This is a genomic window from Nonomuraea sp. NPDC050733 (assembly GCF_040654215.1).
Lineage (GTDB): Bacteria > Actinomycetota > Actinomycetes > Streptosporangiales > Streptosporangiaceae > Nonomuraea.
Genome location: NZ_JBFAHO010000006.1, coordinates 275,076 through 287,217, shown reverse-complemented (window position 1 = coordinate 287,217; position 12,142 = coordinate 275,076). Strand labels below are relative to the sequence as shown.

8 protein-coding genes are annotated in these 12,142 nt (G+C 72.7%); 3 read left to right on the top strand and 5 right to left on the bottom strand.

The genetic code is table 11. From position 1 onward, the window contains the following. The first annotated feature begins 142 nt into the window (after positions 1-142). Both AB0H64_RS14760 and AB0H64_RS14755 read left to right on the top strand, forming a co-directional pair. Positions 143-1,021, top strand: a complete 879-nt coding sequence (locus AB0H64_RS14760) for a site-specific integrase (RefSeq protein WP_357623939.1) — start codon at positions 143-145, stop codon at positions 1,019-1,021. Further along, positions 1,018-1,425 carry a site-specific integrase gene (locus AB0H64_RS14755; protein ID WP_357623938.1) on the top strand — a complete coding sequence of 136 codons (408 nt, stop codon included), beginning with the start codon at positions 1,018-1,020 and terminating at the stop codon, positions 1,423-1,425. The genes AB0H64_RS14760 and AB0H64_RS14755 overlap by 4 nt, the downstream gene beginning before the upstream one ends. Positions 1,426-2,005: 580 nt before the next feature. On the opposite strand, the gene AB0H64_RS14750 is transcribed toward AB0H64_RS14755, so the two are convergent. The 4 genes from AB0H64_RS14750 to AB0H64_RS14735 all read right to left on the bottom strand — a co-directional run bounded on the left by AB0H64_RS14750 (position 2,006) and on the right by AB0H64_RS14735 (position 9,444). Beyond that, positions 2,006-2,884, bottom strand: a complete 879-nt coding sequence (locus AB0H64_RS14750) for a hypothetical protein (RefSeq protein WP_357623936.1) — start codon at positions 2,882-2,884, stop codon at positions 2,006-2,008. Positions 2,885-3,395: 511 nt separating this feature from the next. Further along, entirely contained in the window at positions 3,396-3,845 is a 450-nt protein-coding gene (locus tag AB0H64_RS14745) for a hypothetical protein (protein WP_357623935.1), read from the bottom strand. Positions 3,846-4,071: 226 nt separating this feature from the next. After that, a complete protein-coding gene (locus AB0H64_RS14740; protein WP_357623933.1) occupies positions 4,072-8,319 on the bottom strand; it encodes an AAA family ATPase in 4,248 nt (1,415 codons plus the stop codon). Beyond that, entirely contained in the window at positions 8,320-9,444 is a 1,125-nt protein-coding gene (locus tag AB0H64_RS14735; protein ID WP_357623931.1) for an exonuclease SbcCD subunit D, read from the bottom strand. Positions 9,445-9,551: 107 nt separating this feature from the next. Here AB0H64_RS14735 and AB0H64_RS14730 point away from each other — a divergent pair, with 107 nt between their 5' ends. Then, positions 9,552-11,045: a prolyl oligopeptidase family serine peptidase gene (locus AB0H64_RS14730; RefSeq protein ID WP_357623930.1), complete on the top strand. Its 1,494-nt coding sequence runs from the start codon at positions 9,552-9,554 to the stop codon at positions 11,043-11,045. A gap of 4 nt (positions 11,046-11,049) precedes the next feature. Here the strand turns inward: AB0H64_RS14730 and AB0H64_RS14725 are convergent, their stop codons facing one another. Continuing rightward, positions 11,050-11,982, bottom strand: coding sequence for an alpha/beta hydrolase (locus AB0H64_RS14725; protein WP_357623928.1), 933 nt, complete (start codon positions 11,980-11,982; stop codon positions 11,050-11,052). Positions 11,983-12,142: the final 160 nt, after the last annotated feature.

Sequence of the window (12,142 nt, the reverse complement as noted above, 5' to 3'; positions counted from 1 at the left end):
AAAGTGATCGCTCTTGGTTGCGCAGGCGGGAAACACCGCGCCGTTGACCGGACTACCACGCGACACGCCGTGATGAATAACCACCTCTCCGTGACGTAGCAGGTACACGTTGCGCACCCCCGAGCGCAGGGAGCGCAACGACGTGAACGAACCATCTCGCGCCATCCGATCGATCCACCTGCCCCTTTGGGGACGGGTGGCTCCCGACCCGGGCGTGGTGCCCTGGCTGGTCCTCGACGACGAAGGGAGAATCGTGCAACCGATCCACCGATTCCTCCTCGACTTCATCGCCCGTGACAACCGCACCGGCAGCGTCCGCAGCTACGCCTACGACCTGCTGCGCTGGTGGCGGTGGCTGCGAGTCGTCCAGGTGGAGTGGAACAAGGCGACCTCGGCCGAGGTACGCGACTTCGTGCTGTGGCTGGGTGCTGCCACGAAGCCGAGCGCCGCCTCGCGCACCGTCTCCGTCAAGACCGTCGGCACCACCAATCCGATCACCAAGAAGCCCTACCTGGACGACCGCTACAAGCCACGGACGATCCGGCACAGCAACGCGGTGCTGCGCAGCTTCTACGACTTCTGGATCGAGTCGGGCGGCGGGCCGCTGGTCAACCCGGTGCCGCTGGCCCGCAGCGACAAGCGCCGACCGCACGCCCACCACAACCCGCTGGAGCCCTACCGTGCCGAGGGCCGGTTGCGCTACAACCCCAAGGTTCCCCGGCGCCAACCCCGGCAGATGCCCGACAAGCGGTGGAACGAGCTGTTCGCCGCCCTCCGCTCCAACCGCGACCGGGCGATCCTCGCGCTGGCCGTCAGCAACGGCGCCCGCGCCAGCGAACCGTGGACCTGGCGCGTCGCTCCGGCCGCGCACACGCGCACCACAACCCGATGGACGCCTGGGCTCCAGAGCGGGCGGGCCGCTACCGGCCCACGGTTCCGCGCCGGATCCCGCGCTCGATCCCGGACGAGTGGTTCAACACGCTGTTCGCGGCGCTGCCGTCGAACCGCGATCGAGCGTTGATCGCGTTCTGGATCTCCAGTGGGGTCCGGGCCTCGGAGCTGATCGGCCTGCGCCAGTGCGACGTCGACCCAGGCCAGCAGCTGATCAGCGTCGCGCGGAAGGGTTCTCGGGCTCGGCAGCAGGTGCCGTCGTCGGCGGACGCGTTCGTGTGGCTGCGGCTCTACCAGACCGAGCTGCACGGGCTGGTGCCGCGCGGCCGGACGCAGCCGGTGTGGTGGACGCTGCGGCGGCCCATCCGGCCGCTGACTTACCACGGTGCTCACCGGATGTTCGAGCGGGTGAACGCCGCCTTCGGTGCGGACTGGACGCTTCACGACCTTCGTCACAGCGCCGCCGCCCGCATGGTCCGGGACCCGCAGTTGACGTTGACCGACGTGCAGTGGGTCCTCGGACACGCGCACTGACCACCACCGAGGTCTACCTCGCGCCGCGCCACGACGAGGTCGTTGCCGAGGTGCTGGCCCACCACGCCCGCCAGGCCGGCACGCCGAGCCAGTGCCGCCACCTCCCGCACCAGGCTACGACCCGGAAGCCCTGGATGTGCTGTTCGGGCGATCGTCATGACCATCACCAAGAAGCACTCGACGCGCCGGCCGCTACAAGCCGCGAACGCGACCACCGAGCAGGCCCGGGCACGGAACAGCGTGCTGCGGGAGCAGTTCCCGCCCCGGCCCGCCGAGACATGGTGGCAGGCAACCGCGCAGACGACGGAGCAGGTGCTGCACCGGCTGACCGCACCACCGTTCCTGCCGGTGGCCAAGGCCACCCGAGCGGACCGTCGACGTGGGGTCACAAAGGTGTTGAGCTGGCTGTCCAGCCTTGGGAATTCCGACCGTACGACCAGCCTCGCCGTGACCGCCGTGGTCACCGCTGGGGAACGTCAGGGCGGTCGTGTACGTAGCCCTGAGCTATTACAGGCTGCGTGGGGGATTCCACTCATCACTCCGTGGTGTACATGGTGCCGCGGAGGTCTCCAGCAACGGCTTATTGGATCAGGTCGGTGTGCGAATGGAACTTCGGGCAGACATAGAGCTGCAGATGATCGCCCCTGGAGACCCGGACCCCGGGTGGGTTCGCCACGCGGGCGTCGTCGAGCACTGCGAGGGATTGATCCTCGTACGGGGCCCACCCGCCGTTGCTGCCGTCCCATTCATTTGACGCGATGGTCAACAGCGGGCTCATCCCGGCGCCACAGGCGATGCAGAACCGGGCAATGGGATCGGTGAGGCCCCACGGGGGCCAGCCGCCGACCTTCCAGCCGGGGGCGACGGACAGCTCGCCCATGTAGAACTCCTCCGGGGCGAGCTCATAGGAATCGTCCACCGCCACGCCGGCCGCCTGCCACGTGCTCCAGTCCGCCAATTGCTGCTGCAGGTCCTCGGGCAATTCCAGAAAGTTGGGGTACTCCGTGATCGGCTCCGGCGCGAGCACGCACGGTTCGGGCACGTAGCCGTCGTACTCCACCTCGGACGGTTTGGGCGGCGTGGCGAGGACGTTGGTGACGTCGGCGGCGGTTCGCCAGAACAGCGCGGTCGGGGGCTTGTACTCTGGCGGGTGCTCAAAGGGACACCACAGCACCTGGAGCAGATCGGCCCGTCCGGGCAGTCGCAGCAGAGGTATGTCGCGCGCGTACAGCTGGGCCACGGGCACAAGGGGGGAAACCGGCCCCTCGTGCCACTTGTCGCAGTACGGCCACGGCTGCTTAGCGGGCCACAGCAGCGGCCCGCCGACCGAGCTGTCGTGTGGCGATGGCGAACCGGGGCGGGGATGCAACCGGAGCGCCGGGCGCGCCAGCGGAGCCAGTTGGGGGAAGACCGTGGCGACCTCAAGCGGCCGCGGTGGGGTGGTACGGATGACGTTCATAGTGGCGATGCTGCCAGCAGCCTCTGACAACAGGTGCACCGCCCAGCCCATCGCTGGCGGGAGCAACGCTGAGTATCCCACGGACCGACAAGTCGTGGACATCGACGTTCGGGGACGGTCCTTGGTTCAGAGAAGCCTGCATCCGCTGCCCCGTCCTGCAAGTCGATCCCCGTCAGCGCCCCCGACTCCTGGAGATCATCCACAACCTCCGCGACCGCATCGCCGAGGCCCGCGCCAACGGCTGGCTCGGCGAAGTCGAAGGCCTCCAGGTCAGCCTCGACGCCGCCAAGGCCAAGCTCACCCGCCTCAGCCAGAACCCCACCGACAGCCGCCGCCAACTGGTCGAACTCGGCATGCCGACCTTCACCGACACACCACCCCCATCACGAACAGGAGAACCCGACTGATGACCGTTTTGAGTTTAATCTCGTTCGGCTACCTGCACCTGTCCAGCGACGGCCGCATTGTGATCACTCCCGTGGCCCGGGAAATACCAGAACTGCGATCGCGTTCAGCCCCTCGGCGTCGGCCAGAACTGAGCGAGCGCAAAGCTCTCGGGCTCGTCGCTCCCCGGCGGGTGAAGCGGGCCTTCCCGCCAACCCAGACGCACGCGATAGCGGCCCGGCGCCGGCAGCGCGAACACATCATTGAGCGCACCTCCTGCGATCTCCATGATGCTGATTGAGCCACTGGTCATGGCTAGCGTCACTTCGGCCGTCTGCGACCACTGCTCGCTGTCAATGGCGGCCTCGCCATCCCAGGACTCAAAGCGCATCAGTGCCGAGACCACGTCCTCGTCGCTTTCGAAGCACACTCCAGCCTCACTGGCGCCGAACCAGTTCCCATGCTCCCGCGGGTCCAAAGGCGGGTCTTCGTCCGCCTCACTGTCAGCGAAGAAGAACAGGTGGTACTGCACGTGGACCTTCACCTCGACCGAGTCCAACAACAGTGGCACGATCACCCCCCGTCGGAGACACCATGATCCGCAACAGTGTGGCACTGGTCGGTGAAGCGCTCAAATGTGCGTGCCCGCGCTCAGGTGGATGGAGAAACACAGTCCTTCCTGCCGAAATGGACCGATTGCCAGGACCGATCATCACACGGCTTAGTCCGGAAAAGTGCTGCCGGCCTGGTGGAACTCACCGCCGGACACGTTCGCGCACAGACGGTCGGGTCAGCCGGGCGAGTCAGCCGGGCGAGGAGACGTGCGCGGTGAGGGTCGAGCCGGTGCGGGTCTTGGCGACCTTGAGCTGGGCCGGGATGCGGCTGCGCAGCTCAGCGACGTGGCTGATGATGCCGACCGCACGGCCGCCGTCGCGCAGACCGTCGAGGATGTCGAGCACCCCGTCCAGCGTGTCCTCGTCCAGGGTGCCGAACCCCTCGTCCACGAACAGCGTGCCGATCTCCGCCCCGCCCGCCTCGGCCGTGACCACGTCGGCCAGGCCGAGCGCCAGCGCGAGCGAGGTGATGAAGCTCTCGCCGCCGGACAGGGTCGCCGGGTCGCGGTCCACGCCGGTCCACCCGTCGCACACCCGCAGCCCCAGCCCGCCGCCGGAGCGCCCCCGGGCGCCGGCCGTCTTGCGCAGGTCGTGCTGGAGCAGGTAGCGGCCGGCCGACATGTGGTCGAGGCGCTCGTTGGCGGCGTCGACCACCTGCCGGAGCCGCTCCCCCAGCACGAACGACGACAGGCTCATGCTCCACTGGTTGTCGCTCGACGTGCCGCTGGCCAGGGCGGCCAGGCGCTCGGCGAGGCGGTGCCGCTCGGCGGCGGGCCGCCACCGGTCAAGGCCCTCCTCCAGCTCGGCGAGCAGCTCCCGCAGCCGCCGTTCCCTGGCCTCGGCCCGGTCGCGCGCCGACGCGAGGGCGGTGTGGGCGCGCTCGGCCTCGTCGCGCTCCGCCTCCAGCGCCGCCAGGTCGGGAACGGGCTCGGCCGCCGCCGCCACCAGCTCGGGGTCCTCCAGGGTGGCCGTGACCGCCGCGTACTCGTCGTCCAGCCGCCGCAGCGCCTCGGCCCTGCTCTCCTGCTCGGCGGGAGGCCGCACGGCCCCGGCCGCGTCGGCGGCGTCGCCGAACCCGGCCTCCACCGCCGCCCGCTCCGCGGCACGCACCGCCTCGGCGCGCTCGCGCTCGGCGGTGGCGGCCCGCTGGGTCGCCTCCAGCGCCTCGTGAAGCAGCTCCGCCTCGTCATTCAGCCGGGACAGGCGGGCGGTGAGTGTCTCGTCGCCGCCGCGCGCGCTGTCGAGCCGCGCGGTCAGCCGCGTCGCGTCCGCGCTGAGCTCCTCCTGCCGGGTACGGCCCGCCGCCAACCGCGCGGTGACGCGGCGGACGCGCTCCTCAAGCTCGACCCGCTCCCGCGCGAGCCTCGCCGCCTCGGCCGCGAGCGCGCTCTCCCGCACCGCCGACCCTCGCAGCCGCCGCACCACCTGCTCGGCCTCGGCCAGCACGTCGGGCCCCATCTCGGGCGGGAACCCGTCGAGCAGCTCCCCGCCGACACTGCCCGACAGCGGGCCGACGCCGTCGGTCTGCCGGTCGGCGCTGGCCGCCTGCCGATCGGCATTGGCCGTCGGGAGGCCGGTGCGGGCGCGTGTTTCGTCCGCCGCCGGTCGGCCCTCGGCTTCGCGGTGGAGGGAGGCGAGGACGGGCAGGTCGCTCTGGAGGAGGCGGGTGGCGAGGCGGGCGCGTTCGGCGCGGAGGCGGGTGCGGTGGGCGCGGCGGGCCGCGAGGGACTCGCCGAGCTTCCGGGACCGCTCCCTGACCTGGTCGCGCTCCGACTCGATCCGCTCGTACGCGGCAAGCAGAGCCGGCTCCTGAGCGGCGATCGCCTCCAGGCGGGCCAGCTCCCGCTCCGCCTCCCGCACCGCGGACTCGGCGGCGTCGAGGTCCAGCCCGAGGGTGGCCCCCACCGCGTCGGCGTGGCGGGACTGGAGGGTGGCCAGCGCGCGTTCGGCCGCCTCCCGCTCGGCGAGGGCCCTCTCGTGGGCGCTCTCGGCGGCACGCTCGTCGTCCGGCGACGGAGCGCTCGGGGCGGGTGAGGCCGGGGCGGGGTGGTGCTCGGAACCGCACACGGCGCACGGGCGGCCCTCGGTCAGGTCGCGGGCCAGCTCGGCGGCCATGCCGTCGATGCGGGCCTGGCGGATGTCGAGCCAGCGTTCGCGCAGGCTCTGGCCCTTGTCCACCAGGGCCTGGCACGTGGCGGAGGCCGTCTCCAGCTCGGCCGCCAGGCCGTCGCGGCGCCGGACCGTGTCAAGGGACGTCCTCGCCGCGTCGAGCGCCGCGCCGACCGCCGGGATCGCCGCCGCCTCCGTCCGCATCGCGGCCAGCCGGTCGTGGGCCTGCGCGAGCCGTTCGGGCACCTCCGCCTCGGCGGCGGCCACCTCGGCCCCCTGCCGCTCCAGCCGGGCGATCTCGTCGCGGAGGCGGGTGAGCTCGCGGTCGACGCCGATGAGCTCGGTGGCGCAGGCGTGCACGGCCTCGGCGGCCGGGATGCGGGCCGCGTCCAGGCGCGCGTCGGCGAGCCTCCGCTCGGCCTCCTCGACCAGGGCGGGCAGCGTGGCGAGGCGGGCGGTGGCGGCCTCGTCCTCGGCGACGAGCTGGGTCAGCTCGGACTCGACGCGGGCCAGGTCGCGGCGCACCACGAGCAGCCTGGCCTCCTCGGTGAGCAGCTCGGACAGGCGCGCGATCTCCGCCCGCCGCTCCCGCTCCAGCCCGGCCAGCCGCTCCGGCTCGACCATGCCGGGCGCGTTCGACCGTTCGGGGTGCGGGCCCTGGGGCGGCTCGGTGGTGTACGGGCCGCCGCTGCCCGCCCGCCCGTCCTGGCCGCCGGGGGTCACGCCGGAGGTGCGGAGGTCGAACGCGCGGGAGTCCGACGCGCGGGAATCGGACGCGCGGGAATCGGACGCGCGGGAATCGGACGCGCGGGAATCGGTCATGCGAGAGTCGGGCGTCCGGGCGTCGGGGGCCCGAAGGTCGGACATGCGGACGTCGGACGCGCGGGCGTCGGACATGCGGGCGTCGGACATGCGGGCGTCGGGGGCCCGAAGGTCGGGGGTGCGGAGGAGGGGGTGGGCGCGGGCCAAGGCGTCGGCGGCGAGGGTACGGGCCTTCGTCGCCGCCTCGGCGCGCTGGCGGGCGGCCGCGATGAGCGGCAGGACGCGGTCCGCGCGCAGGGCGTCGTCCAGGAGCGCCTGGAGCTCCGCCCGCTCGTCGGCGCGCTCGTCAAGGGTGCGGCGCATCGTCAGCGCCTCGGCGTGGCGGCGCTGGCGGGCGGCCAGGGCGGTGGCCTGCTCGTGGCGGACGCGGGCCCGTCTGAGCGTCCGCTCCGCCTCGGCGTGGTCGGCGTTCGTACGGGACACGACGGCGCGGGCGGCGTCGAGCAGGGCGCCCGCCCAGCGCAGCGGATCGGTCTCCGGGGTGGGGGCGTCCTCGGCGGGCCGCGCCGCCGCCCCGGCCGATGCGGAAGCGGCAGCGCTCACGGAGGCGCGGGTGCCCGCGGAGGCGCCGGTGCTCACGGACCCGACAGCGCTCACGGCAGCGTCGGTGCTCACAGAAGCGCCGGTGCCCATGGACCCGACAGCGCTCGCGGACCCGACTGCACTCACGGCACCGTCGGTGCTCACGGATCTGGCAGCGCTCGCCGAAGCGTCGGTGCTCTCCGGTGGTGTGGTGGGCTCGAAGAGCGGGAGCGGGGTCTGCACGGAGCCGGACTCCTCCGAGACCGAGCCTGCCTCCTCCTCGGGGACGGCCGCCGTGAGGGCTGCCGACAGGTCGGGGCCGGCGGCCTCCTGGAGGCGCTGGATGGCGTAGTCCACCTGCTGCCGCAGCTCGCCCTGCTCACGCCACGTCTGCTTGCGGTGCTCGGCCAGCCACGACTCCGTCTGCGTGAACACCTTGACCGTGAACAGCCGCTCCAGCAGCCGGCGCCGGTCGTCGCCGTCGGCGCGCAGGAAGCGGGCGAAGTCGCCCTGCGGAAGCATGGCGACCTGGCAGAACTGGTCGGCGTTCATGCCGAGCAGCCCGCCGATGAGGTCGCCCGCCTCGTCGGAGCGCGTGGTGAGACCCTGCCAGCCGGCGGCCGTGCGCTCCTCCACCACCACCTTGGCCTTCTCCTCGGTGAAGCCCGTGCCGCGCAGCTTGGGGCGCTGCCAGACGGGTGAGCGGCGCACGCGCAGCAGGCGGCCCCGGATGGTCACCTCCAGCGTGACCGACGGGCCCGTGCCGGGCGGGGCGTGGTCGCAGCGCAGCGCGCGGGCGCTGTTGCGCTGGCCGGGCACCTGGCCGTACAGGGCGAAGCACAGCGCGTCGAGGATCGTCGTCTTGCCCGCGCCCGTGGGGCCGTGCACGAGGAACAGGCCCGCCTCGGCGAGCGCGTCGAAGTCGACCGTCTCCGAGCCGGGGAACGAGCCGAAGGCGGTGAGGGAGAGCCGGTGCGGTCGCATCTACGCCATCGTCTCCTTCACCCGTGACGCCTCGATCGCCTGTCTCAGCAGCTCCTCCTCGTCGGCGCCGGCGGGCTCGCCGCGTACCTCGCGGACGAAGTCGAGCGCCACCTCGGCCTCGGGCCGGCCGCTGAGCCGCGCGGGCGCGGCGGCCGGCGCGGCGCCGACCGGGTCGAAGGAGAGGGCGAGGGTGTGCGGGAAGCGGGCCCGCAGCCGGTCCATGGCGGACTTGGGGCGCACCGGGTCGGTGAGCGTGATCTGCAGCCAGTGATCCTCGTGGCCGGAGTATGCGGGGGAGGTGAGCAGGTCGTCGATGAGGCCGCGCAGGCGGGCGACCGGGCGGGGCACCGGCGCGGGCGCGAACTCGACGGACTCCGCCGCCCCGGAGGGTCCGATCGTCACCAGCCACGACCCCTTGACGTGGGCGGCCTCGCTGAAGGAGTAGGCCAGCGGCGAGCCGGAGTAGCGGACGGTCTCGGACATGCGCTGGCGGCCGTGCAGGTGGCCGAGCGCGACGTAGCTCATCCCGTCGAACGCCGTGAGCGGCACGTGCGCGATCCCGCCGACGCTGATGTCGCGCTCGCTGTCGCTGGCCTCGCCGCCGGTGACGAACGCGTGGGCGAGGACGACCGAGGCGCGGCGGCGGGCCGCGTCGGCGCGGACGCGGGTCATCGCGTACGACAGCGCCGCCGTGTGGCTGCGCTCGTCGAGCTCCCATGGGGCACGGACCAGCTCGGGCTCCAGGTAGGGGATGCCGTAGAAGGCGACGTCGTCGACGAGCACCGGCTCCCAGGCGCGGGACGGGTCGGTGCGGACGTGGACGCCGGAGGCGTCGAACAGCGAGGAGCCGAACCCGAGGCGCCGCGCCGAGTCGTGGTTGCCGCTGATGAGGACCACGCGCGCCCCCGCCGCCACCAGGCGGCCCAGCGCCTCGTTGCACAGGGCGACCGCGTCGACGGGCGGCAGCGCCCGGTCGTAGACGTCGCCCGACACCGCCACCACGTCGACCCGCTCGGCGCGCACGGTCTCGACCAGGTGGTCGACGAACGCCGCCTGACCGGCCAGCAGGCTCTCCCGGTGGAAGGAGCGCCCGAGGTGCCAGTCGGAGGTGTGCAGGATCCGCATGTCGCAGGAAGCTAACAGCTCTCACCGACAAATGCGGCCTCATGCGCCACAGGACTCGGGAGTAGGCTGGAAGATCAGCGGGCAAACCAACGCACATGGGGAGGCCGATGGGCGCGGGCCGTGGCACGTTGAGCGTGGCCGCCGGTCTGGTGCTGGTGGCTCTGGCCTGCGTCGGCTACGTGCTCCCGCCCGCCTTCGACTTCCCGCCGCTCGAGGCCGACCAGGCGTTCCTGTCGATCCCGGCGCAGCCGCGCGCCGAGCTGCGACCGGTGGCGCAGAGTGCCCGGTTCGCCGTGGCGGACGTGTCGGTGCCGGCGGAGGGTCAGCGGCTGGAGGGCACCGTGCGGGCGCCGCTGACGCCGGGCCGTCATCCGGCGATGGTGTTCGTGTCGGGGTCGGGCAACGGGTCGCGGACGGAGTTCGCGCCGCAGGCGGAGTTCCTGGCCCGGACGGGCGTGGTGACGCTCGCCTACGACAAGCGGACGGTCGGCTACAACTTCCGGGACCGCGACTTCGGGCTGCTCGCCGACGACACGCTGCGGATGGTGGACCTCCTCGCCAAGCGGCCGGACGTGGACCCGTCGCGGATCGGGCTGTGGGGCGTGAGCGAGGGCGGCTGGGTGGTGCCGATCGCGGCGGCGAAGAGCCCGTCGGTGGGGTTCGTGGTGCTGGTGTCCTCGCCGAACGTGTCCCCGCTGCGCCAGGTGGCCTGGGCGCTGAACGAGCAGCTCCTGCGGCTGCGGGCGCCGATCGGGGTGCGCGACCTGCTGACGCGGGCCATGGGCGGCGTCGGTTTCGACTTCCTGCGCTATGACGCGATCCCGGCGCTGCGCCAGGTCAGGCAGCCGGTGCTGGCCTTCTACGGCACGGAGGACCCGTCCATCCCGTTCGTGGAGTCGACGCGGGCGCTGACCACGGCGCTGACGGGCTCGGGCAACGACCGCTACACGATCCGGTTCATGGCCCACGGCGACCACGCCATGCGGATCAACGGCGGCCCGTTCGCGCCCGGCTACCTGGAGACCCTCACCAACTGGATCAGCGGCCTGCCCGGCACGGCGGTGCCCCCGGTGCACCTGGCGGGCGCGACGCCGGTCCAGCGGTTCGAGGCGGCCGACGTGCCGGCCGCTCCGTGGTACGCGGGCGGCGCCATGCTGGGGCTGACGCTGTGCCTGACCGCCGTCGGCTACGTGGCCGGCCCGGTCGCCGTCATGCTCGTACGGCTGCGCGGCGGCCCGCCGGCGCTGGGCGAGACCGACGCCCGGCTGTGGCCGCCGATCAGGCGCCGGCTGACCCGGATGGCGTGGACGGGGCTGGGGCTGCTGGCGGCGGTGCTGCTGTTCATCACGGTGCTGGTGCTGTTCGCCGTGAACCAGGCCGGAGCGTGGCCGGCGGTGCTGGCCGGCTGGGTGATCGTGCGGGTGCTGGCCGCGCTGATGCTCGTGCAGGAGGTGACCGCCGTCGCGGCGGTCGTGTCGGCGCTGCGCGAGGGGATGCGGCCGAGCCGCTGGCAGCACGTCGCGATGGCGGGCGTGCTGGGCGGCACGGGCCTGCTGCTGGTGGCTGCGGCCTACTACGGCTTGTTCGCCTTCCCTTGGTGACGAGCTAAAGGCCCTGGTGACTGTCCGACGCGTCGGCGGGGAGGAACGCGTCCATCCAGCGGTCGATCTCGGCGAACACCCGCTTGCGCACCGGCTCGGCCGACAGCACGAGGTCGTGCACCCCGTCGGGCACGCGCACGCACGTGACGTGCGGGCCCACGCAGGTGGCCCAGCGGGCGATGTGCCGGGGGTCGAGCACGATGTCGGCCGTCCTGGCCTCGGGGACGAAGTCGCGTACCCGCAGTCCCCGGGTCGAGGCCAGCACGAGCACGGGGGCGTCCACGGAGAGGCCGGCGTGCAGACGGCGCTGCGCGCGCCGGATCGCGGCGAGCCACATGGCGTGCACGGAGAACCCGCCGTGCGGCTTCAGCTCCAGGTCGTAGTCCCATTCGCCGCCCTCGGAGCGGTGCAGGGTGCGGCCGTACACGGTGCTGGGCGGCAGCGGCAGCGCTCTCCTGCTGTACGACAGCGGCGTCTTGAGCAGGTCGGCGGCCACGCGGAGCGGGGTGGGCACGTTGAGGTCGAAGAAGGGGCTGTTGAGCACGAGCCCCTGGACGAGGCCCCGGCCGCGGACGCGGTCGGCCCACAGGGACGCGACGAGCCCGCCGGTGGAGTGGGCGTTGAGGGTGACCTCGTCGTGGTCGCGGCGGATGAGGCGGACGGCCTCGTCGATCTCGGGGAAGTACTCGGTGATGCTCCTGACCAGGCCTCTGGTCTGGTGCGGCAGCAGGGACCTGCCGTACTTGCGCAGGTCGAGCGCGTAGAAGTCGATGCCGCGGTCGACGTAGTGCTCGGCCAGGTGGTCCTGGAAGAAGTAGTCGGTGAACCCGTGCAGGTACAGCACCGCCCGGCGGGAGCCCGCGCTCCGTGACACCAGGGTGGCGACGACCTCGCCCTCGAAGTCCGGCTTCATCGGCAGAACGGTGATCTCGTACATGGAAGACACGATATGTTTTCGCCCCCTTCGTAGGCATCCTCGCCGGACCCTCCGCTCATGGCAAAGATGGCGGCGTCCGGCCCGGCGGAGCGCTTCAATGGCCCGCGGGGCGCTTCCAGGTGACGGCCGCGCGCGACGGGCCCGGCCGGCGTGAGGCCGT